This window comes from Rhodococcus sp. PvR099 (genome assembly GCF_017833315.1).
GTDB lineage: Bacteria > Actinomycetota > Actinomycetes > Mycobacteriales > Mycobacteriaceae > Rhodococcus_G > Rhodococcus_G oryzae.
Window position 1 is genome coordinate 5,277,057 of sequence record NZ_JAFIBV010000001.1, and the last position, 26,416, is coordinate 5,303,472.

Annotated in this window: 1 protein-coding gene; it reads left to right on the plus strand. The window is 70.4% G+C overall.

Annotation, left to right across the window (positions count from 1 at the left end; all coding sequences use genetic code 11):
• Positions 1–8: 8 nt before the first annotated feature.
• A complete protein-coding gene (locus JOE46_RS24385; protein WP_209928727.1) occupies positions 9–26,387 on the plus strand; it encodes a non-ribosomal peptide synthase/polyketide synthase in 26,379 nt (8,792 codons plus the stop codon).
• Positions 26,388–26,416 lie beyond the last annotated feature (29 nt).

Below are 26,416 nucleotides of genomic sequence, written 5' to 3' on the forward strand. Positions count from 1 at the left end.
GTATGTCGGTGACGTATCGGGAGCTCGATGAGCGTCTGCAGCTGCTGGCGGGGGCACTGTCCGATCGCGGGATGGATGCCGATGCCATCGTGTCCGTGGTCCTCACCGGTCTGGTTCCGACGATCGTTGCCGCCGAGGGCGGCATCGGTGGCGTGCTCGACAGGATCCACGCCGACGCCTCCACCCTCGACCTTCCCGAGGTGGCCGCCGAGGCGCCCGCCGACGGATGGCCGTTGGTCTCGGCCGTCGCCCTGTGGCAGGAGTGGGTCGAGCGCGATCCCGAGGCGATCGCCGTCGTCGAGGACGGCCGCCCGACCACCCGCGGTGAGCTGAACCGCAGGGCCAACCAGTTGGCGCGGGAACTCGCCTCCTGTGGGGTGCGACCCGACGATGTGGTCTCCCTGATCGTTCCCCGTTCACTCGAGTGGATCGTCGGCATGCTCGCGGCGTGGAAGCTCGGCGCCGCCTACTCGCCGCTCGACCCCGCGTGGGCGCTCGAGCGGACCGAGGGGCTCATCGAGGCGAGCGGGGCAAGGGCCGTGGTCGCACTGAGCGGGTGGCCCGCGCTGGCGGACGCTCCCTTCGGGGTGACGGTCCTCGACGATCCCGACACCGTGGCGCGCCTGGAGGCGCACGAGGCGACGGATCCGGATCGGGATCCGTGGACGGACGACGACGCGGGCCTGCGACTGGCCTATGTCATCTCGACGTCGGGATCGACCGGCCGTCCGAAGCCGACGCTGGTGCCGATGCGCGGCGTCTCCAACACCTTCCAGGCCTACCGCCGCATGCTGGACTTCGGTGCAGGCACCGGCGTCCTGATGGCGAACTCGCCGCTGTTCGACCTGACCCAGAAGAACATCTGGGTCGCGCTCGCGTACGGCGGCACGCTGCACCTGTCCGAGGACGGCTTCGACCCGCAGCCGATCCTGCGTCAGATCGGTACCGGGGACGTCCAGATCGCCAACATGGCGCCGAGCGCCTTCGAGGTGCTGGCCGACCTCGACACCGAGGGCGTGCTGACCAACCTGGGCGCCGTGATCCTGGGCGGTGAGCAGATCCGGCCCGCCGCGTACAACGGGTTGATCGGCACGCAGACGCGGATGATCAACAGCTACGGTCCGACCGAGGCCTCCGACGTCACGTCGATCTACGAGCTGGACCTCTCCGCCCCTGACGTCGAACAGGGCCAGATCCCGATCGGTACCGCCTGGGAGGGAGTGGATTACCACGTCCTCGACGGCCGTCTGCGGCCGGTGCCCGCTGGTATCACGGGTGAGCTCTACATCGGTGGCAACGCGGTCGGCCGCGGCTACGGCGGCATGACCGCCCTGACCGCATCACGATTCGTCGCGAGCCCGTTCGGCTCCGGCGGCGCCCGGCTGTACCGGACCGGCGACCTGGTGCGCGAGCGCAGCGACGGCGAACTGGTGTTCCTGGGGCGCAGTGACTTCCAGGTCAAGATCCGAGGTCTGCGGATCGAGCTCGGTGAGATCGAATCCGCACTGGTCGCGAATGCCGATGTCCTGCAGTCCATTGTCGTCGTGCACGACGACAACCGGGTGCAGCGACTCGTGGCGTACGTGACCGCGGTCGCGGGCGCGACGATCGACACCGATCAGGTGCTTGCCGACGTGGGCCGGACCCTGCCTGCGTACATGGTTCCCGACCTGCTGCTCGTGCTCGACGAGATGCCGCTCAACACGAGCGGAAAGATCGACCGGAAGGCGCTGCCGCGCCCGCAGTTCGAGTCGCATTCCGATCATTACCGGGAGCCGTCGACCCCGGCCGAGATCGTGGTGGCGCAGATCTTCGGCGAGATCCTCGGCATCGAGCGGGTCGGCGCCGACGATTCGTTCTTCGAGATCGGCGGCAACTCGCTGTCGGCGGCCCGGGTGGTTGCGCGGGCCAACGCGGCACTCGGCTCGGACGTGAATCTGCGCGAGGTGTTCGACGCACCGACGGTGGCCGGGCTGGCCGCCCTCGCGGCCGCGGGGGCGGGGACCGGTCGTCATCGGCCGGAACTCGTGGCGCAGCCGCGACCCGAGCGGATCCCGTTGTCGCTGGCTCAGTCTCGGATGTGGTTCATCAACCAGTTCGACACCTCGTCGCCCGCCTACAACCTCCCGCTCGGTATCCGGCTGACCGGGTCGCTCGACACCGAGGCCTTGGCGGCCGCGGTGGCGAGTGTGCTCGAGCGGCACGAGTCGCTGCGCACCGTGTTCCCGGACGACGGGGACGGTCCGCACCAGGTGGTGCTGCCCGCCGACGGACTCGACATCGATCTGACCCCGGTCCATGTCCGTGACGAGGCCGACCTGATGACGACGCTCGCGGACCTCGCGTCGCGGGGCTTCGACGTGACCGTCGAGATCCCGGTCCGGCCGCGCCTGTTCCGGTTGACCGAGAACGAGCACGTCCTGCTGTTCCTGGTGCATCACATCTCCTCGGACGGCGCGTCGATGGCGCCGCTGGCGAGGGATGTCGTCATCGCGTACTCGAGCTGGGCGAGCGGTCATGGCCCGGACTGGGCGCCGCTCGAGGTCCAGTACGCGGATTTCGCGATGTGGCAGCGCGAGCTGCTCGGTGTCGAGGACGACCCGGAGTCGCTGCTGGCGCGGCAGGTCGGCTACTGGGTCGACGAGCTCGCCGGGATCCCGGAGGTGCTGCCGCTGCCGACCGATCGCCCGCGTCCCGCGGTCATCTCCATGGAGGGCGCCCGGGTCGAGTTCGAGATCGGTCAGGATCTGCACGGCCGGTTGCTCGAGCTGGCGCGCGAGCACGAGGCGACCCTGTTCACCGCCGTGCACGCCGCGTTCGCCGTGCTCCTCTCCAAGCTGTCCGGCACGGACGACATCGTCCTCGGTACCCCAACCGCGGGTCGTGGCGAGCGTGAACTCGACGACCTCGTCGGCATGTTCGTCAACACCCTCGCGCTGCGGACCGTGGTCGACCCGGCCAAGTCGTTCGTCGAGATGCTGCGCAGCACAAGGGAATCGGACATCGGTGCGCTCGCGCACGCGGACGTACCGTTCGAACGCCTGGTGGAGCTCCTCGCGCCCGAGCGGTCGACCGCGCACTCGCCGATCTTCCAGGTGGTCATCGCGCTGGAGAACACCGAGGCCGCGGTCCTGGAACTGCCCGACCTCGTGGTCGGCGAGGTCGACCCGGGCGTGACCTTCGCGAAGTTCGACCTGCAGCTCTCGGTGGGCGAGAAGGCCGATCACTCGGGGATGACCGGCACCCTGGTCTACGCGACCGACCTGTTCGACGAAACCAGCGTGCGCACCCTCGGGGAGCGGTTCGTGCGCCTGCTCGAGGCGGTCACCGCCGATCCGTCGGTTCCGGTCGGCAACGTGGAGATCACCAGCCCGGACGAGCGCAGGGCCCTCACGCCCGTGCGTGGCGCGGATTCCGCGGCCCCGGTCTCGCTGGCGGAGCTGCTGACCTCCGGAGCCGCGGAACGCGGTGCCCCGGCCCTGGTCTCCGGCGACCGCGTGGTGTCCTACGGGGAGCTCGACGACCGGTCCAGCGCCCTTGCCCGGGTGCTGATCTCGCACGGGGCCGACCCCGAGACCTTCGTGGCGCTCTCCCTCGCGCGGTCGATCGAGTCGGCGGTCGCGGTGTGGGCGGTCGCGAAGACCGGCGCGGCGTTCGTGCCGATCGATCCCGCCTACCCCGCCGACCGGATCGAGCACATGGCCTCGGACTCGGGGGCGACGCTCGGCCTGACCACGACCGGGGCGCTCGCCGGACTGCCGTCCGGTGTGCGCTGGCTGGCGATGGACGACCCGGGCTTCCTCGCGGACTGGAACGCCGAGCGTACGGATCCGATCCTCGACGCCGATCGCACCACGGCCGCGCACGTGGACAACCCGGCGTTCATGGTCTACACCTCCGGCTCCACCGGCCTCCCCAAGGGCGTCGCGGTCACGCACACCGGCCTGGTCAACATCGTCGCCGAGCACCAGCAGAAGTTCGGCGTGCAGGCCACGTCCAGGGTGCTGCACTTCGCGTCGCCGAGCTTCGACGGCGCGGTGTGGGAACTGCTGATGGCCTCGGTCGCGGGCGCGGCCGCCGTCATCGTGGCACCGGGCATCTACGGCGGCGACGAGCTGCGCGAGGTGATGCTCGAGCAGCGGGTCACGCACGGCTACACGGGACCCGCCGCGTTGAACACCGTCGATCCCACCGGCCTGGTCGACCTGGAGTCGATCTCGGTCGCGGGTGAGGCGGTCAGTCCTGAACTGGTGGCCAAGTGGGCGCCCACCTATCCCTTCCGGAACCTGTACGGCCCCACCGAGACCACCATGATCGCGACCATCTCGGAACCGATGGTCGCGGGCGCGCCCGTCACCATCGGTGGCCCGATCCGCGGGGTGTCCGCTGTGGTCCTCGACGGGCGACTGCGCCCCGTCCCCTTCGGTGTGACGGGTGAGCTCTATCTCGCGGGCCCGGCGCTGGCCCGCGGCTATCACGGCCGCTTCGACCTGACCGCGTCCCGGTTCGTGGCCGACGTGTCCGGAGCGCCTGGCGCCCGGATGTACCGCACCGGTGACCTCGTCCGCTGGGTCGACCGGTCGGTCTCGGGTGACCGGTCCCGGCTCGAGATCGAGTACGTGGGGCGCAGCGACTTCCAGCTCAAGGTGCGCGGCTTCAGGATCGAGCTCGGTGAGATCGACGGCGCACTGGCGGCGCACGAGTCCGTCGACACCGCATACACGATCGGCAGGGAGGGACCGGCCGGTGCCACCGTGCTGGTGTCCTACGTCGTGCCGGTGCCCGGTGCCGCGCTCGCGGACCGCGAGCTGACCGAGTTCGTGTCCCGTTCGCTGGCCCCGCACATGGTGCCGTCGGCGATCGTGGTGATCGACGCGCTGCCCGTGACGATCAACGGCAAGGTGGACCGGAAGGCGTTGCCGGAACCGGACTTCGGCTCGGCCGCGGAATCGTATGTCGCTCCGTCGAATGCGATGGAGGAACTCCTGGCCGGCCTGTTCGCCGAGGTGCTCGGCGTCGACCGGGTCAGCGTCGCCGACTCGTTCTTCGCGCTGGGCGGTGACAGCATCGTCTCGATCCAGTTGGTGGCCAGGGCGAAGGCCGCGGGCGTGCTGATCAAGGCAAGGGACGTCTTCGAGCGCAAGACCGTGACCGGTCTTGCCCTGGTCGCCACGACGGTCGCCGAGGCGGGCGTCGCGGTGCTGGAGGAGCTTCCCGGCGGCGGTGTCGGCGACATGCCGCTGCTGCCGGTGGCGCGCTGGGCGCTGGAGAACGGCGCGGGGTCACGGTTCTCCCAGGCGGTGTTGCTGACGGCGCCGCTCGGACTCGACCGCGGCACCCTGGCTGCGACGGTGCAGGCGGTGCTCGACCAGTATCCGATGCTTCGGTCGGTGCTGGCCTCCGCTGACGGGGACGCGCCCGTGCTGCGCGCCCGTGAGCTCGGCTCGGTCGACGCGAACTCGGTGATCGACCGGATCGAGTTCGATTCCGAGAATGCCCCCGGCAGTGCGGGATTCGAGCGAATTGCGGCCGCGGCACTGGACGCGGCCGCGGACCGACTCGACCCCGCCGCCGGTGCGATGGTGCAGGTCGTCTGGTTCGATCCGGCATCGCAGCTCGGCGAGGCGAACGGACGCCTGCTCCTGGTACTGCACCACCTCGTGGTGGACGGCGTGTCCTGGCGCCTGCTGGTGCCCGCCCTCGCCTCGGCCTGGGGCCAGATCGTCGCAGGCGGTACGCCGAGCTTCGAGCCCGAGGTCACCTCGATGCGTCGGTGGGCGCACGCCCTCGCGGACGAGGCACGTTCGGACTCCCGGGTGACCGAACTCGGTTACTGGCGTGAGGTTCTGGCGACGCCGGAGGCGCCGATCGGATCGCGGCCGCTCGACGCGCGGCTCGACACCGTGGCGACCAGGGGACAGGTCTCTCTCGAGTTGCCTGCCGATGTGACCGACGGGCTGCTCACCGGGGTGCCCGCCCGATTCCGGGGCGGCGCCCAGGACGGACTGCTCGCGGCCCTCGCCGTCGCCGTCGCCGCGTGGCGGCGAGCCCGCGGCGGACGCGGAGCGGCGGAGTCCTCGACCCTGATCACCCTGGAGGGACACGGCCGTGAGGACCAGGTCGTGCCGGGCGCGGATCTCTCGCGGACCGTCGGCTGGTTCACCAGCGTGTACCCCGTTCGGCTCGACCTCGGTGGGGCCGACCTCGATGACGCGCTCGCGGGCGGGGCAGCGGCAGGATCTGCGGTCAAGGCCGTCAAGGAGCAGCTGCTGGCGGTGCCGGACAACGGCATCGGGTACGGCCTGCTGCGGTACCTCAACCCGGAGACCGGCGCGGAGCTGAGCTCCGGGGCGGTTCCCCAGATCAGCTTCAACTACCTCGGCCGGTTCGGGACCGGGGAGCTCACCGACGAGATCCGTGGCCTCGGCTGGATCCCGGTCACCGACGGCGGCGCGCTCGGCGGCGCGGCCGATCCGGCCATGGCGCCCGAGTCCGCGTTGGAGATCAACGCGTCGGTGCTGCCGGGCGGCGGCCTGTCGGCGACCCTGTCGTTCGCGACCGGTGTGCTCAGCGAGGCGGAGGTCGAGGAGTTCGCCGGATTCTGGCGCGCCGCGATGACCGCGATCAGCGCGCACGCGCGCACGGAGGCGGCCGGCGGTCTGACCCCGTCCGACCTGCCACTGGTGTCCCTGTCGCAGGACCAGATCGAACTGTTCGAGTCGCGGTACCCGAGCGTCGAGGACCTGTGGTCCCTGTCCCCGCTGCAGCACGGCCTGCTCTTCCACGCACTGCTCATCGAGGGCATGCCGGACGTGGTGGACGTCTACACCGCGCAGTTCGTGCTCGACCTGACCGGATCGGTCGATGCAGATCGGCTGCGGCGCGCCGCCGACCGGCTCCTGGTCAGGAACCCGAACCTGCGCTCGGTGTTCCTGGTCGACGAGGCCGTGGGATCGGTCCAGGTCGTCGTCGGCGACACCCGGGCCCCGCTCACCCTGCACGATCTCAGCGGCCTCGACGAGGAGTCGAGGGCGGCCGAGCGGCAGCGGATCCTCGATGCGGACCGCGCGACGGGCTTCGATATGGCGACGCCGCCGCTGGTCCGGCTGACCCTGCTCGCGTTGGCGGCCGATCGCTGGCAGCTCGTGTTCACCAACCACCACGTGATCCTGGACGGCTGGTCGACCCCGCTGGTCATCCGCGAGCTGATGGCGCTCTACGCCATGGACGGCGACGATTCGGCGCTGCCGCGGGCCCGGGACTACAAGGACTACCTGCACTGGCTCGCCGGACAGGACCGCGCGCAGTCGCTGGAGACCTGGCGCGACGCGCTCGCCGGAGCGGATGATCCGACCCTGCTGGCGCCTGCGGTGCAGGGCGTCAACCACGCTGCGGTGCCGGGCAAGGTGGAGGGTTCGCTCTCCGCCGAGGAGACCGCGGGTGCCGAGGCGCTCGCGGCGGAGCTGGGCGTCACGCTGAACACGCTGGTGCAGACGGCATGGGGCGTCGTGCTCGGCATGCTCAGCGGTCGCGGCACCGTCGTGTTCGGTGCCACCGTGTCCGGTCGGCCGTCGGACCTGTCCGGCGTGGAGTCGATGGCCGGATTGTTCATCAACACCATTCCCGTTGCCGTGCAGCTCGTTCCGCACGAGCCGGTGCGCGAGCTGCTCGTACGCCTGCAGACGGAGCAGGCGGGGCTGCTCGACCACCACTTCGTGGGGCTGACCGACATCCACCGGGCCGCGGGTGACGCCGCGCTGTTCGACACCGCCGTGATCTACGAGTCCTATCCGGTGGACACCTCCGGTGTTGGCGGCGACGTCGACATCGCCGGGATGCGGTTGATGGGTGTGGAATCCGCGGCCGCGAGCCATTTCCCGCTCTCGATCGTGGCCGCTCCCGTCGACGGCCGTCTGCACCTCGCCGCCGAGTTCCAGCACGAGGCCTTCGACGAGGCGACCGTCGCGGGTCATCTCGACCGCACGATCCGGGTGCTGCGCGAGTTCGTGGCGCGTCCGGAGGCGAACGTCGGTTCGCTGCGCCTGATCACCGACGACGAGCTGCAGCTGCTCGACTCGTACAACCGCACGGAACTCGCCCGCACCCCCGAGACGTTGCTCGAACGCATCGACGCACGGGTCGCCGAGGACGCGTCCGCGATCGCCGTGGTGGCATCGGGCACGAGCGTCACGCGCGGCGAGCTCGACCGTCGCGCCAACAGGTTGGCGCATGAGCTGATCGCCGCGGGCGTCGGCATCGATGACGTGGTGGCCCTGGTCGTCCCGCGTTCGGTGGACTGGGTGGTCGGCATGCTCGCCGCGTGGAAGGTCGGCGCGGCCTACCTGCCGGTCGACACGAAGGCGCCCGCGGACCGGATCGCAGCCGTTCTCGAGGACTGCGAGGTCGGGGCCGTGGTGCTCGCGGACGGGTGGAGCGAGGAGCTCGCCTACTCCGGAGCGCTCGTGCGGCTGGGCGATGCGGACACCGAGGCCCGGCTCGCGAGCAGGCAGGAGACGGCCCCACCGAACCGTTGGACCGAACCCGGTGCCGGTCACCGCCTCGCCTACGTGATCACCACCTCGGGATCGACCGGCAGGCCGAAGCCGACCCTGGTGCCGATGGCCGGCGTCCTCAACACCGCCGAGTGGTACCGCGGTGAGATCCGCCTCGAGCCGGGTGACGGTGCGCTGGTCGCGAACTCGCCGGTCTTCGACCAGACGCAGAAGAACGTGTGGGTCACACTGTCCGACGGTGGCGTGCTGCACCTGGCGGGGGACCCCTTCGACCCGGTCGAGATCCTCGAGATCATCGGTGGCGGCTCGGTGGTCAACGCGAACCTGGCGCCGAGCGCCTTCGCCACGCTGCTCGACGCGGACACGGACCAGTCGGTGCTGCCCGCGCTGCGGTCGTTGCACCTGGGCGGCGAGTCGTTCAACCCGGCCAGGCTCGCGCACCTCGAGGCGGCGGGCACCCGGCTGCACAACAACTACGGGCCGACCGAGGCCACCGACATGATCACCGATCACCGGTTGAGCTCGGTGACCACCGGCTATCCCGACGGCCGGGTCCCGATCGGACCCGCGCTGCCGAACTATGAGCTGTATGTGCTCGACCAGCACCTGCGCCTGGTGCCGCCCGGGGTGCCCGGCGAGCTGTACATCGGTGGTCCGCTGGTGCTCGCCCGCGGCTACGGAAGCCGGTTCGCGCTCACCGCGGCCCGGTTCGTGGCGAACCCGTTCCGGGGCGGCGGCGAGCGGATGTACCAGTCCGGCGACGTCGTGTACTGGAACACCGACGGCGAACTCGAGTACGTCGGCCGCACCGACTTCCAGGTGAAGATCCGTGGTCTGCGGGTCGAGCTCGGCGAGATCGAGATGGCGCTGCTGGCCGACCCGCGGGTGGGCCAGGTCGCCGTGGTGGTCAAGACCACCGAGACCGGGATCGACCGCTTGGTCGCCTACGTGGTCCCCGCCGACACCGCGGACGGACTCGAAGACGCGGTCACCGAGGTGGCCCGACGTGCCCTGCCCGACTACATGGTGCCCTCGGCGGTCGTGGTCCTCGACGAGTTCGCGCTGACCCCCAGCGGAAAGGTCGATCGGAAGGCGCTGCCGGATCCCGATTTCGGCTCCGCGGAGGAGTCCTACCGGGCGCCCGCGAATGTCGTCGAGGAGATCGTCGCGGCCGTGTACGGCGAGCTGCTGTCGGTGCCCCGGGTGTCCGCGACCGACAGCTTCTTCGCCCTCGGCGGCGACTCGCTCGTCGCGACCAAGGTCGTGGCCCGGGTCAACGCGGGGACCGGGGCGGCGCTCCGTCTGCGCGACCTCTTCGAGGCGCCGACGGTGTCCGAACTGGCCGCCCGGATCGAACTCGGGGAAGGCCGCGCCGAGGCGCGCAGCGAACTGTCGGCCCGACCGCGCCCTGGCCGGATCCCGTTGTCGCTGGCTCAGTCTCGTATGTGGTTCCTGAACCAGTACGACACCTCCTCGCCGGTCTACAACATCCCGATGGCGATCAGGCTCACCGGCGCACTCGACACCGACATCCTCCGCGCCGCGCTCGGTGACGTCCTCGAACGCCACGAGTCCCTGCGGACGTTGTTCCCGAATACCGACGACGGTCCCCACCAGCTGATCGTGCCCGCGGCCGATGTCGACCTGGACGTGAGCACCGCGACCGTCTCCGAGTCCGGCCTCGCGGCCGAGCTGGTCGCGTTCTTCTCCAAGGGCTTCGACGTGACGACCGGGATCCCGTTGCGGGTCAAGATCGTCCAGATCGCCGACACGGATGTCGCCGAGCACGTACTGGCGATGTCGATCCATCACATCTCGTCCGACGGCGCCTCGACCGCGCCGCTGGCCAGGGACCTGGTCACCGCCTACCTCGCGCGCACCGCGGGCGAGGCGCCGCGGTGGACCCCGCTCGAGGTCCAGTACGCGGACTTCAGCATCTGGCAGCGCGAGGTCCTCGGCACCCCCGACGATCCGAAGTCGTTGGCGGCGCAGCAGATCGAGTACTGGACAACGGCACTCGCGGGGATCCCCGAGGTCCTCGAACTCCCGGGGGACCGCCCGCGGCCCTCGCAGCAGTCCTTCCGGGCGGGCAGCGTCTCCTTCGCCGTCGACCCCGAGCTGCGTGCACGCCTGGACGCGCTCGCCCGCGAACACGGGGCCACCCTGTTCATGGCCGTGCACGCGGCGCTCGTGGTGTTCCTGTCTCGACTCGGCAACACCGATGACGTCGCCATCGCGACGCCCGTCGCGGGACGCGGCGAACGTCAGCTCGACGATCTCGTCGGCATGTTCGTCAACACGCTGGTGCTGCGTACGGCCATCGATGCGGATGCTTCCTTCGCCGAGCTCCTCGCGCAGGTCAGGGAGACCGACCTCGGTGCCTTCGGCAACGCCGACGTGCCGTTCGAGCAGCTGGTCGAGGCGCTCAACCCCACCCGTTCGCGGGCGCATTCGCCGTTCGCCCAGGTGATCCTCGGATTCCAGAACCTCGAGCAGGCCGCGCTGGAATTGCCGGGGCTCACGGTGAGCGCGTTGGAGAGCGGCCTGCAGGTCGCGAAGTTCGACCTGCAGTTGATGATGATGGAGAGCGACCCCGCGGGTGGCGGCGGGCTGACCGCCGAGTTCACCTACGCCTCAGATCTGTTCGACGAGTCGACGGTCCGGGACTTCGCCACTCGCTTCCTTCGGGTACTGGAGGCCGTCGTCGCGGCTCCGGCGCAGGCGGTCGGCGACCTGAGCCTGCTCGATTCGCGCGAGCGGGCACGACTCGCGCCGGTGTCAGGAACCCCGAGCATCGCGCCGGCCACCCTGCCGGAGTTGCTGGCCGCGGCCGTCGCGCTGAACCCCGATGCGCACGCGGTGGAGTTCGGTGACCTCGCGATGACGTACAGCGAGCTCGACGAACTCTCGAACAGGCTGGCGCGCAGGCTCATCGGAGCAGGCGTCGGCGCCGAGGACTTCGTCGCGGTGGCGCTGTCCCGGTCCGCCGGATCGGTGCTCGCGGTCTGGGCGATCGCCAAGACCGGTGCCGCCTTCGTGCCGCTCGACCTGTCGTACCCGCAGGAGCGGATCGAGTACCTGGCCGCGGATTCCGGCGTTCGGGTCGGACTCACCGACCTGGCCAGCATCGACTCCGTGCCCGGCTCGGTGACCTGGTTGGCGCTCGACGACGTCGAGTTCTCCGCCTCGGTCGACGAACAGTCGTCCGAGTCGATCACCGACACCGATCGGGTTCGGCCGCTGAAGGTCGAGTCCGGGGCCTACATGGTCTACACCTCGGGCTCCACCGGTAAGCCCAAGGGCGTGCTCGTCACGCACACCGGCCTCGCGAACTTCGCTGCGGCGCAGCGAGAGCACTACTCGGTGACCCGTGACTCGCGGACCCTGCACTTCGCGTCGCCGAGCTTCGACGGTGCGGTGCTGGAACTGCTGCTCGCGATCGGCTCGGGCGCCACGATGGTGATCGCGCCGCCGAGCATCTACGGCGGCCAGGAGCTGGGTGACTTCCTGCGTGAGGAGCGGGTGACCCACGCCTTCGTCACGACGGCCGCACTGGCGACCGTCGACCCGGTCGGGCTCGACGAGCTCACCGACGTCGCGGTCGGCGGCGAGGCCGTGCAGGCCGAGCTGGTCGCCAGGTGGGCGCCCGGCAGGCGACTGTTCGACGTCTACGGTCCCACCGAGACGTCGATGGTGATCACCATGAGCCGGCCGATGGTGCCGGGCGGATCGATCAACATCGGCGGTCCCGTCCGCGGTGCCGACGCGATGGTGCTCGACGGTCGCCTGCACCCGGTCCCGGTAGGGGTGCCGGGCGAGCTGTACTTCGCGGGCCCCGCGCTCGGCCGCGGTTATCACCAGCGGTTCGCGCTGACGGCGGACCGCTTCGTCGCGAACCCGTTCGCGGAGGACGGGTCCCGGATGTACCGGACCGGCGACGTGGTGCGCTGGATCGAGACCGACGGAGCGACGGGGGATGACACCGCCGCATTGGCGATCGAATACGTGGGCCGCAGTGACTTCCAGCTCAAGGTGCGCGGCTTCCGCATCGAGCTCGGCGAGATCGACGCGGTTCTCACCCGGCACGAGAGCGTCGAGTTCGCGGCGACGATCGGCCACAAGACCGCCTCGGGCAACACGGTGCTCGTGGCGTACGTGCTCGCAGGCACCGGTCGGAGCATCGACAGGTCGGTCCTCGCCGAGTACGCGGGCGTCGAGATGCCCGCGCACATGGTGCCCTCGGCCTTCGTCGAGCTCGATTCGATCCCGCTGACGCCCAACGGAAAGCTGGATCGCAGGGCACTGCCCGAGCCGGTCTTCGAGTCGGCCGCTGAGTACCGCGCCCCGCGCAACCCGGTGGAAGAGGTGATCGCGGGGGTCTTCGCCGACGTCCTCGGCGTGGACCGGGTCTCGGCGGATCAGGACTTCTTCGACATCGGCGGCAACTCACTGGTGGCCACCCGGGTGGTGGCACGGGTGAACGCCGCGCTCGGCATCTCGATGGGCGTGCGGGAGCTGTTCGACGCCCCAACGGTGGAGTCGCTGGCGGTGGCCGCGGCATCGATGTCCGGCAGGGACGTCAACCGCCCCGCGCTGGTCGCGCGTCCGCGGACCGGCCGGATCCCGCTGTCGATGGCACAGAAGCGGATCTGGTTCCTCAACCAGTTCGACACCGCCTCGGCCGCGTACAACATCCCGCTCGGGGTCAGGTTGTCCGGTGTGCTGAACGTGGAGGCATTGCAGCAGGCCATGTTCGACGTGCTGGCCAGGCACGAGTCGCTGCGGACGATCTACCCCTCCGGCCCGGACGGACCGGAACAGCGCGTGATCGAGGTGGCCGCGGCGTCGATCGAGCTCGACCGGATCGCCGTCACGGAGCCGGAGCTGATGGCCAGGGCGGCGGACTTCGCCGGCCGGGGCTTCGATGTCACGGATTCGATGCCGGTGCGCGCGGCCCTGTTCGAACTGGCAGCCGACCAGCATGTGCTGTTGGTCGTGGTGCACCACATCAGCGCGGACGGCTCCTCGATGGCGCCGCTCGCCCGGGACGTGATGAGTGCCTACGTGGCACGCGCACAGGGCGAGGCGCCGCACTGGGAACCGCTTCCGGTGCAGTACGCCGACTACGCGCTCTGGCAGCGCGAGGTCCTCGGCGCGGAATCGGACCCGGAGTCGGTGATCGCCAAGCAGGTCGACCACTGGCGTGATGCCCTGTCCGGCCTGCCGGACCTGCTGGAGCTGCCCACCGACCGCCCCCGGCCCGCCATGCAGTCGATGCTGGGCGAGCGGGTGGACTTCGAGGTCCCGTCGCAGCTGTCGACTCAGATCGATGCGCTCGCGCGGACGACGGGCACCACCTCGTTCATGGTGATGCAGGCCGCCTACGCGGTGCTGTTGATGCACATGAGCGGCACCGGTGACATCGCGGTCGGCACCGCCGTCGCCGGGCGTGGCGAGGAGGCACTCGACCCGATCGTCGGCATGTTCGTCAACACCCTCGTGTTGCGGACGCAGATGGAGTCGGCCGACACCTTCCGGTCGGTTCTCGAGACGGTCCGCGAGGGCGATCTGCAGGCCTTCTCGCACGCCGATCTGCCGTTCGAGCGGCTCGTCGAGATCCTCGACCCGGAACGGTCGACCGCACACGCCCCGCTGGTGCAGGTGTCGTTCGGCTTCGAGAACGTCGACACCCCGGTCTTCGAGCTGCCCGGCCTGACGGTCAGCGGCCTGTCCACCGACCTGGGCCAGGCGAAGTACGACCTGGAGCTCTCCTTCTCCGAGCAGTCCGACGAGGCCGGGAACACCGGGTTCGCTGGCGTGTTCGGATTCGCGACCTCGCTGTTCGACCGCGAGAGCGTGGAGCGGATGGCGCAGCGGTTCGTCCGGATCCTGACCACGGCCGTCGGCGACCCCGAGGTCGTCGTCGGGGACATCGACCTGCTCGAGCCGGACGAGCGTGAGCGCGTGCTGACCGAGTTCAACCAGACCGCGGTTCCGGTGGAGCCGACCACCCTGGTGGAGCTGATCGACCGTTCGGTCGCGCGGACGCCCGATGCGCCCGCGATGACCTTCGAGGACACCACCCTCAGCTTTGCCGAGTTCGACGCCCGCGTGAATCGTCTGGCCCGGCACCTGATCTCCGAGGGTGTCGGACCCGAGACGCTGGTCGTCCTCGCGGCCCGCCGGTCCCTCGAGATGATGGTCGGGATGTACGCCGTGATGAAGGCGGGCGGCGCCTACGTGCCGGTCGACCCCGATCAGCCGGCCGAACGACTGGAGCTGGTGCTCTCGATCGCGCAGCCCGTCGCCGTCCTCACCACGTCGTGGGACGGGGTCGAGCTGCCCGCGGGTGTTCCGGTCGTGGAGATCGACTCGGCTCCGACCGGTCATCTCGATGCCGCCCCGATCACCGATGCCCAGCGGTTGCGTCCGCTACGCCGCGGCAATCCCGCGTACGTGATCTTCACCTCCGGCTCCACCGGTGTGCCCAAGGGCGTGGCCGTCAGTCATGCCGCGATCGTCAACCAGCTCAGCTGGTTCATCGGCGAGTACGAGATGACGGCCTCGGACGTTGTGCTGCAGAAGACGCCGATCGTGTTCGACCCGTCGGTGTGGGAGCTGTTCGTGCCCTTCATCTCCGGCGGTCACCTGGTGATCGCGAAGCCGGACGGGCACCGCGACGCCGAGTACCTCATCGACGTCTCCCGTCGGTGGAACGTCACCACTCTCGGGTTCGTGCCGTCGATGCTGGCGGCCTTCCTGTCCAGCCCCGAGCTGGCGTTCCCGCAGTCGGTGCGCTCGCTCCAGTTGGCGGGCGAGGCCCTGAGTCCCGAGCTCGCGGCCCGCACGCTGGCAAGCGCGTCGCTCGGGATCAACAACGCCTACGGGCCGACCGAGACCACACTGACCTCGGTGCACTACTGGGCGGACGGCACCGAGACCGGCACCATGCCGATCGGCATCCCGGTGTGGAACAGCCAGGCCTATGTGCTCGACTCGCGCCTGAACCCGGTGGTCCCTGGCGCAAGGGGAGAGCTCTATCTCGCGGGCGGTCAGGTTGCCCGCGGCTACCACGCCCGGTCGGGGCTGACCGCGGAGCGATTCGTGCCGAATCCCTTCGGTGCACCCGGCTCCGTCATGTACCGGACCGGTGACCTCGGGCGCTGGCGTCGCGACGGGCAGCTGGAGTACCTGGGACGCACCGACTTCCAGGTCAAGATCAGGGGTCAGCGGATCGAGCTCGGCGAGATCGAGTCGGCCCTGCTGGACCACCCGTCGGTGGACCAGGCGGTGGTGATCGCGGCGGACACCGAACGGGGTCAGCGCCTGGTTGCCTACCTGGTGGCCGCGACGGGCGTCACCGTCGACACCGGCGACGTGCGGGCCGAGGTGGCCAAGGCGTTGCCCGGCTACATGGTGCCGGACGCCCTCATCGTGCTCGAGGCGATGCCCGTGACCAGCAACGGCAAGCTGGACCGGCGGGCGCTGCCCGCACCGGAGTTCACATCCGTCGCCGACACCTACGTCGCGCCCCGCACCCCCGCGGAGCAGACGATCGCCGCGGTGTTCGCGGAGGTGCTCGGGTTGGAGCGGGTCAGCGTCGAGGAGTCGTTCTTCGCCCTCGGCGGTGACAGCATCATGTCGATCCAGCTGGTCACCAGGGCGAAGGCCGCAGGCCTGGCCTTCACCGCCCGGCAGGTCTTCGAGCACCGCACGGTCGCCGCACTCGCCGCGGTCGCGGGCGAGGCCGCCGCGGCTGCCATCACCCTGGCGGAGCTGCCGGGCGGCGGCGTCGGCGAGATGCCGCTCACGCCGATCATGCGGGCCACCGCCGAGCGTGGCGGACTGCTGCGCCGGTACTCACAGTCGAGCTTCGTGACATTGCCGCACGGAATCGACCGTGCCACCGTGGAATCGACGATCCAGTCCGTCCTCGACCGGCACGACGCGCTGCGTCTGCGCTGGAACGACGACGGCTCCGGGCTCACCGTCACCGAGGCCGGGTCGGTCCCGTCGGCACGGCTGATCCATCGCGTCGAGTTCGCATCGCGGCCCGGCACCGAGGAGTTCGCCGCGCTGGTCCGTGGCGAGTTCGAGGCGGCCGCAGACCGGCTCGATCCCACGGCGGGGATCGTGGCCCAGTTCGTCTGGTTCGACCCGTCCGCCGGGGCCGGTGACACCAACGGTCGCCTGCTGATGGTGATCCACCACCTGGCCGTCGACGGTGTGTCCTGGCGGATCCTGTTGCCGGACTTTGCCTCTGCGTGGGGTCAGGTGCAGTCGGGTGCGGAGCCCGAGCTGCCCGAGGTCGGTACCTCGCTCCGACGGTGGGCCCACGGACTCGCCGAGGCCGCGGTGTCCGAGCGGCGCACCGAGGAGCTCGGATACTGGCGCAGCGTGCTCGAGGGGGCCGACCCGACGCTCGGGTCGCGTCCGGTCGATCCCGCTCTCGACGTGGTGTCGGCGACCGCGGGGGTCCGGGTCGAGGTATCCGCCGAGACCACCGAGGGGCTGCTCACCGCGGTACCGCGGGCGTTCGGCGGCGGTGTCAACGACGGACTGCTCGCCGCCCTTGCCCTCGCCGTGGCGCGCTGGCGTGAGCGGCGCGGCGTCGCCGCGTCGGCGACCCTGCTCGGCCTGGAGGGACACGGCCGCGAGGAAGAGGCCGTCGAGGGCGCGGACCTGTCCCGCACCGTCGGCTGGTTCACCTCGCTGTTCCCGGTGCGGATCGACGTGTCGGGTGTGGACCTCGACGACGCCTTCGCGGGCGGCCCGGCCGCGGGCCAGGCGATCAAGTCGGTCAAGGAACAGCTCCTCGCCGTCCCGGACCGGGGCATCGGATACGGACTGCTGCGGTACCTGAACGCCGACACGGCCCAGGAGCTGAGCGGTTTCGCCGCCCCGCAGATCGGGTTCAACTACCTCGGCAGGACCGGCGCGTTCGAGGTCACCGACGAGATGCGCGACATGGGCTGGGTGCCGGTCGGCGACGGCGGCGTTCTCGGGTCGGCACTCGACCCGGACATGCCGGTCGCCGCGCTCGACATCAACGCTGTCGTGTCGAACTCCGAAGGCGTCGAGACACTCTCGACGGTGTTCGACTTCGCGACCGGCGTGCTGTCGGCCGCGGACGTCGACGAGCTGGCGGAGCTGTGGACCGATGCGCTCGACGCGATCGCGAGCCATGCGAGCAGCCCGGGCGCGGGCGGGTTCACCCCCTCCGACCTTCCGCTGGTCTCGCTGACCCAGTCGCAGATCGAGCGCTACGAGGCGCGATTCCCGACGATGTCGGACATCTGGTCCCTCTCACCGCTGCAGTACGGCATGTACTTCCATGCGGCGCTGGCAGAGTCCGCCGTCGACGTCTACACGGCACAGCTGTGTCTGCGGCTCGGTGGCGTCGTCGACGCCGACCGGATGCGCCGGGCCGCTCAGGCCCTGATCGATCGGCACCCCAGCTTCCGGACCGCCTTCGTCACCGATGACACGGGCATCGCGGCGCAGGTGGTGCTCGAGGGCACCGAGATCCCGTTCGTCACCGTCGACCTGTCCGGCATGGACGAGGCCGACCGGGGTGCCGAGCGGGCCCGGATCGTCGAGCACGACCGACTGGCCAAGTTCGACCTCGGCGCGCCGCCGCTGATGCGGTTGACGCTGATCACCCTCGGGGAGGGCGAGTACGAGCTGGTGGTGATGAACCACCACATCGCGATCGACGGTTGGTCCACCCCGTTGGTGCTCAAGGAACTGCTGGTGCTGTACGCAGCGGACGGCGACGCCTCGTTGCTGCCGCAGGCACGCTCCTACCGCGATTTCCTGGCGTGGCTGGCCGAGCGTGATCACGTGCGCTCGCTGCAGGCGTGGGAGGACTCGCTCGGTGGTGTCGAGGGGCCGACGCTGCTCATCTCCGGCGACCGGGGTCGTCAGCAGGACAGCACCTCCGGTCAGTACCTCACGCAGTTGGGTGCTGCGGAGACCGCGGAACTCGTCGCCCGCGCACGCGAACTCGGCGTCACGCCGAACACCTTCGTGCAGGTGTCCTGGGCGATCCTGCTCGGGTCGCTGACCGGCCGCGAGGACACCGTCTTCGGTGCCACCGTCTCGGGCCGGCCGCCGGAGATCCCCGGCGTGGAGTCGATGATCGGCCTGTTCATCAACACCGTGCCGCTGCGCGTGCACCTGGACCCGTCGGAGTCGGTGGCGCAGCTGCTCACCCGGGTGCAGGCCGAGCAGGCCGACCTGCTCGACCATCACTACGTCGGCCTGGCCGAGATCCAGCGCGCCGCAGGCGAAGCCGCGATGTTCGACACCCTCGCGGTGTTCGAGTCGTTCCCCGTCGACATGGCGGGTGCGACCTCGCAGACCGACATCGCCGGGATGCGGGTGCTCGGCATGGACGGCATCGATGCCGCGCACTACCCGGTCGCGATGACGGCCAGCCTGGACAGCGCGCTGCACCTGAAGTTCATCCACGCCACCGAACTGGTGGACGAGGACGCGGTCCGGACCCTGTCCGAGCGCTTCCTGCGGGTGCTCGGCACCGTCGTCTCGGCGCCGTCGACCCCGGTCGGCGACGTCGAGGTCACCGATCCGGACGAGCGCGCTGCGCTGTCGCCGGTGTCCGGCCCGGCCGCGGAGCCTGCCACCCGCATGCTGCCCGACTTGCTGGCCGCCGCCGCGACCGACCGGGATGCCCCGGCGTTGGTCTCGGGCGACCGGACCGTGTCGTACGGCGAACTCGACGATCGCTCGAATGCGCTCGCGCGGGTACTGATCGACCGCGGCGTCGGCCCCGAGTCGTTCGTGGCGCTGGCGCTGCCGCGGTCCGTTGAATCGCAGATTGCGTTGTGGGCGATCGCGAAGTCCGGCGGTGCCTTCGTGCCGATGGACCCGGCGTACCCGTCGGACCGGATCGAGCACATGACCACCGATTCGTCCGCCCTCGTCGGCATCACCGATGCCGAGCACCTGGCGGACCTGCCGACCACCGTCTCGTGGCTCGTCCTGGACGACCCCGAGTTCGCGGCGGCCGTGGATCTGGGGTCGACCGATCCGGTCACCGACGCGGATCGCCGTGCGCCGGTTCGAGAGCGGCACGCGGCCTACGTGATCTACACCTCCGGCTCCACTGGACTGCCCAAGGGCGTCGTGGTCAGCCACCAGGGCCTGGCGAACTTCGCCGCGGAGCAGCGCGAGCGCTATGGCGTCACCGCCCGGTCGCGCGCCCTGCACTTCTCGTCGCCGAGCTTCGACGCATCGATGCTCGAGCTGTTGCTCGCCGTCGGCGCGGGCGCGGCCATGGTGATCGTGCCTCCCGGCGTGTACGGCGGCACCGAGCTCGCGGACATCATCTCCTCGGCAGGCGTCACCCACGCGTTCATCACCCCTGGCGCGCTCGCGTCCGTCTCGCCGGAGGGCCTGGACTGCCTGCAGCACCTGGTTGCCGGTGGCGAGGCGGTGCCGGACAACCTGGTGGACATCTGGGCGCCCGGCCGCAGCTTCTACAACGGCTACGGCCCGACCGAGACGATCATCATGGCGACGATCAGCGGGGCACTGACCCCGGGCGAGATCCTCACCATCGGTGGGCCGATCCGCGGCATGTCCGCGACGGTGCTCGACCGCCGGATGCGTCCGGTGCCGGTCGGGGTCGCGGGTGAGCTCTATCTCGCGGGGGCGCAGATGGCACGCGGCTATCACGACCGCCGCGCGCTGACCGCGGACCGCTTCGTGGCGAACCCGTTCGGCGAGGCCGGATCCCGGATGTACCGCACCGGCGACATGGTGCGCTGGGTGGATCGATCCGAGGCGGGCGACCGGTCGAGGCTCGAGATCGAGTACGTCGGACGCAGCGACTTCCAGGTCAAGGTGCGCGGCTTCCGCATCGAGCTCGGCGAGATCGACGCGGCGCTGTCCGCACACGAGTCGGTGGACTTCGCGGTCACCGTCGGCAGGCAGGGACCGTCGGGCGCCACGGTGCTGGTGGCGTACGTCGTCCCGGTCGCGTCCGCGACGGTCGACGTGGCCGCACTGACCGAGTTCGTCGGGCGCTCGCTGCTCGCGCACATGGTGCCGTCGGCGATCGTGGTCCTCGATGCGATCCCGCTGACCGTCAACGGCAAGGTGGACCGCAAGGCGCTGCCCGAGCCCGACTTCGGTTCCTCGCTCGAATCGTTCGTGGCTCCCACGAACCCGGTAGAGGAGATCCTGGCCGGCCTGTTCGCCGAGGTGCTCGGCGTCGAGCGGGTCAGCGTCACGGATTCCTTCTTCGCGCTCGGCGGCGACAGCATTGTCTCGATCCAGCTGGTGACCAGGGCCAAGGCCGCCGGTGTCGTGCTCAAGGCGCGGGATGTGTTCGAGCGCAAGACCGTTGCCGGACTGGCTCAGGTCGCCACGCTGATGTCCGAGTCCGGTGGCGCGACGGTGCTCGCCGAACTCGAGGGCGGGGGAGTAGGCGAGATGCCGCTCACCCCGATCATGCGGTGGATGACCGAGCGGCCCGGCGGCCACAACCGGATGCTCATGCCCGCCTTCCTGGCGCTGCCCGAGGGCATCGACAGGGCCGGGCTGGTGGCGACCCTGCGTGCGGTCTTCGACCAGCACGACATGCTGAGGTCGTCGATCCCGCAGACCGGCGCGGAGCCGATCCTGTCGATCGGCGACGCGGGTTCGGTCGACGTGGACGCGATGGTCGCCCGGGTCGAGTTCGGCGCGGGCGCCCTGCCCGGCAGCGCCGAGTTCGACGCACTCGCGGCACCCGCCTTCGAGGACGCCGCCGCGGAGCTCGACCTCGCCACCGGTTCGGTGGTCCGGTTCGTCTGGTTCGATCCCGAGCCCGATGCCGACGGGTCGGGACGACTGCTCATCGTCGCCCACCACCTCGTCGTCGACGGTGTGTCCTGGCGCATCCTGGTCGCCGATCTGGTGGCCGCCTGGCAGTCCGTCACCACGGGCGCCACTCCGGAGCTCCCGCCCGTCGGGACGTCCATGCGCCGCTGGGCACACGGACTGGCCGAGGAGGCGAACAGCCCGGCCAGGGAAGCCGAGATGGCGTACTGGCGAACGGTGCAGGGCGGGGTGGACCCGTTGCTCGCATCGCGCCCGCTCGACCCCGCGGTCGATCTGTTCGCGTCCATCGCCGAGGTCAAGGTCGTGCTGTCCGAGCAGGCCACCGACGCCCTGCTGACCGCGGTGCCCGCGGCCGTCCGGGGCGGCGTCAACGACGGCCTGCTCGCCGCGCTGGCGCTCGCCGTCTCGGCGTGGCGGCGTGATCGCGGCGTCGACGAGTCCTCGACGCTGATCAAGCTCGAGGGCCACGGTCGCGAGGAAGACACCGTTCCCGGTGCCGACCTGACCAGGACCGTCGGCTGGTTCACCAGCATGTTCCCGCTCCGACTCGACCTGCCCGAGATCGACCTCGACGAGGCCCTTGCAGGCGGACCCGCCGTCGGCTCGGCCGTCAAGGCGGTCAAGGAGCAGCTGTTGGCCGTGCCGAACAAGGGCATCGGGTACGGGTTGTTGCGGTACCTGAACGAGCGGACCGCGGCCGAGCTGGCCGCTCAGCCGTTGCCGCAGATCGGTTTCAACTACCTCGGCCAGCTCGGCGGCGAGGAGCCAACGGGCTCCGCACCGATCGGGTGGCTGCCCGCGCCGAAGGGCGAGCTCTCGGTGTCGGCGGCTCCGGACGCGGACCTGCCCGCGGCCGCGGTCGTCGACATCAACGCCTCGGTGACGGGCGCACGGCTGAGCGCCACCTTCGCGTTCCCCCCTGGCCTGATCGACGAGTCCGAGGTGCGCGAGCTGTCCGAACTCTGGTCCCGGGCCCTCGAGGCCATCGGCCGGTGGGCCGCGGCGACCGGGTCGGCGCAGTTCACACCCTCGGATCTGCCGTTGGTGTCGTTGTCACAGAACGAGATCGAGCGGTTCGAGGCGGAGTACCCGACCCTCGCGGACGTCTGGTCGTTGACGCCGTTGCAGGAGGGCATGCTCTTCCACTCGATGCTGGCGCAGACCTCCACCTCGCTCGACGTCTACACCTCGCAGGTGGTGATCGAACTCGGCGGACTCGTCGACGCCGGCCGCCTGCGCGCGGCCGCTCAGGCACTGGTCGACCGGCACCCGAACCTGCGGGCCGGGTTCCGGCACGACGACGCGGGCAATGCCGTCCAGGTGATCGTGGACGGCGCGCCGGTTCAGTTCCGCGAGGTGGATCTCGGTCACCGCGGTGACGAGGAGCGGCAGCGGGTCCTGGACGAGGACCGGCAGCGCCGGTTCGACATGTCCGAGCCCCCGCTGGTCCGGTTCAGTCTCGTTGGGCGTGCGGACGGCACGTACTCGCTGGCCATGACCAGCCACCACATCCTGGTCGACGGCTGGTCCATGCCGCTGCTCCTCAAGGACCTGATCGTGCTGTACGCGGCGCGCGGCGACGGATCGGTGCTGCCGCCGGTCCGGTCCTACCGGGACTTCCTCGAATGGCTGTCAACCCGCGACGCCGAGGCCTCGCTGGAGCAGTGGGCGGGCTCCATGCTCGGTGCCGAGGAGCCGACGTTGCTCGCGCCCGCGGACCGCGGACGCGAGCAGTCCTCGCTCCCCGGCGAGGTCAGCCTGCACCTGTCGGCCGAGCGCACCGGGGCGCTGTCGGGACTCGCACGTGAGCTCGGCGTCACGCTCAACACCGTCGTGCAGATGGCATGGGGCCTGGTGCTCTCGCGCCTGATCGGCCGCGACGACGTCGTGTTCGGTGCCACGGTCTCCGGGCGCCCGCCCGCGCTGACCGGCGTGGAATCGATGGTCGGCATGTTCATCAACACGCTGCCGGTGCACGTCAGCGTGGACCGGGCGGAGACGGTGACCGAGCTGTTGCTCCGGCTGCAGGGCGAGCAGTCGGACCTGCTCGAACACCACCATGTGGGCCTGCAGACGATCCAGCAGCGCTCCGGCACCGGTTCCGTGTTCGACACCATCACCGTGTTCGAGTCCTACCCGGTCGACGCCGCGAGCGCGACCGGCGACGCGGACATCGACGGGATGCGCCTGCTCGGCGTCGGCGGTGTGGACGCGAACACCTTCCCGCTGTCGCTGTACATCGAGGCAGGTGATCGCCTGCAGTTGGACGCGAAGTTCCTGACCGACCTGTTCGCGCCCGACGAGGTCGAGTCGATCCTGGACCGGGTCGATCGGATCCTCTCGGCGATCGAGCGGAACCCGGACGCGAAGGTCGGGGATCTCGACGTGCTCTCCGATGCGGAGTACGCCGAACTCGATCGCTGGAACGCGACCGATCACGAGATCCCGGCCGCGACCCTTGCCGACCTCTTCGATGCCCAGGTGACGCGCACCCCGGATGCGGTGGCGCTGGTCTTCGAGGGCGAGGAACTGACCTACGCGGAATTCGACGCGCGGGCCAACCGGTTGGCGCGGTACCTGATCGAGCTGGGCGTGGGCCCGGAGTCGATGGTGGGCCTGGGAATCCGGCGTTCGCTCGACCTGATGATCGGCATGTACGCGATCGTCAAGGCCGGCGGTGCCTACGTTCCGATCGACCCCGATCATCCGGCCGAGCGAACCACCTACGTGCTGGAGACGGCCGACCCGGTGTGCGTGCTGAGCACACGGCGCGACCGGATCGACGTCGACCCGCGTTTCGAGGTGCTCGAGATCGACCAGCTCGACACCTCGGCCTACGACGATGCCCCGGTGACCGACGCGGACCGGCGTGCGCCGCTGCATCTGGACAACACGGCGTACGTGATGTTCACGTCGGGATCGACCGGAAAGCCGAAGGGTGTCGTCCTGACGCACCGGGCGATCGTGAACCAGCTGGTGTGGAAGCAGTCCGAGTACGGACTGGGTGCCGACGACGTGGTGCTGCAGCAGATCGCGATGACGTTCGACGTCTCGGTATGGGAGTTCTTCTGGGCCCTGCAGAACGGTGCCCGCCTGGTGATCGCCAAGCCCGACGGACACAAGGACATGGAGTACCTGGCCGGGCTGATCGCCGGGCACGGGATCACCACGGCTACCTTCGTGCCGTCGCCACTCGGCGTGTTCGTCGCGGTCGTCGACGCGCCGTCGCTGCGAACGCTCAAGCGGGCCTTCGTGATCGGCGAGGCGTTGCCGCCCGAGACGGCGGCACGATGGCGTGAGCTGACCGACGCGGGCCTGCACAACATGTACGGGCCCACCGAGGCGGCGGTCTCGGTGACCAACTGGGAGGCGCGTCCGGAGGACACGGTCACGACGCCGATCGGCTTGCCGCAGTGGAACGTCCGGGTGCACGTGCTGGACGCGGGGCTGCGGCCCACCCCGGCCGGGGTGGCGGGCGAGCTGTACCTGGCAGGCCCGCAGCTGGCGCGGGGGTACCTGACCCGGCCCGGCATCACCTCGGACCGTTTCGTGGCGAACCCCTTCGGCGCCGAGGGCGACCGGATGTACCGCACCGGCGACCTGGTCCGGCGACGGGCGGACGGGGTCCTCGAGTACATCGGGCGCACCGACTTCCAGGTCAAGCTGCGCGGCCAGCGCATCGAGCTCGAGGAGATCGAGTCGGCGGTGCGGGGCTTCGACGGGGTTCGGCAGACAGCCGTCCTGGTGCAGTCCGACGACCGCGGCGACCACCTGGTCGCGTATGTGGTCCCGCAGGACGGCGCCACGGTGGACCCGGACGAACTGAAGCGGTACGTGGCGACGGTGCTGCCGGTGTACATGGTGCCGAACGCGGTCGTCGGACTCGACGAGTTCCCGCTCAACCCCAGCGGCAAGCTGGACCGCAAGCTGCTTCCGGTGCCGGAGTTCGAGGACACCGGCGAGTACCGGGCCCCGAGCACGGCCACCGAGGCCGCCGTGGCAGAGGTGCTCGCGGAGGTCCTCGAGATCGAGAAGGTGTCGGTGGACGCGTCCTTCTTCGATCTGGGCGGAAACTCGCTGACCGCGACCCGGGTGATGTCCAGGCTGACCGAGGTGCTCGGGGTCACGGTGCCGCTGCGGGCCGTGTTCCTCGACCCGACGGCCGAGGGCATCGCGGCCGCGATCGACGCGGAGTCCGGCGCGGAGGGCGCGAGCGGGACCGGGGCGGACATGTTCGACGTCCTGCTCCCGATCCGCGCCGCGGGTGAGCGGTCGCCGGTCTTCGCCGTGCACCCGGTGCTTGGGCTGTCGTGGGCGTACACCGCCCTGGCCCCGGTGCTGGACGGTGAGACGCCGGTCTACGGTCTGCAGTCGCCCGCCGCGTCCGGCGACGCCACGCTGCCGGACTCGATCGAGGAGATCGCGCACCGCTACGTGACGGAGATCCGGGCCGTTCAGCCGAGCGGGCCGTACCGGCTGCTGGGCTGGTCGCTCGGCGGCGTCATCGCGCACGCCATGGCCGTCGAGCTCCAGGCGGCGGGGGAGTCGGTCGAGCGGCTGATCATGCTCGACAGCTTCGCGGGCGACGCGGCCGACGCACTCGGTGAGGGCGCGGCGGTGACGGCGGAGGAGATCCTCGGCGGCTTCGGTATCGCGGCGACGGCCGACCTCGATCCGTCGGAGGCCGGCATCGACGAGGTGCTGGACCTGATCCGGGCATCCACCGGGGGCCCGCTGTCCGCGGTGTCCGAGGAGTGGCTGCGACAGATGGTCGCTTCGGCCACGAACTCGGCGGAACTGATGCGGCGCTACGTCCCCGGCCGCTTCGACGGCGACCTGGTGCTGTTCACCGCGGCGCAGGGACGCCAGGACGACACCATCGCGGCGCGGTCATGGGGCCAGGCGGTCTCGGGCACGGTCCGGCACCGGTCCGTGCACAGCACGCACTGGGCGATGATGAGCCCCGCCGCGCTCGAGGAGATGGCGCCGGTCCTCCGGGAACTGCTGGCCGGCCCGGTCGAGTAGCGACAGGAAACGAGAAAGGCCCCGCCCGT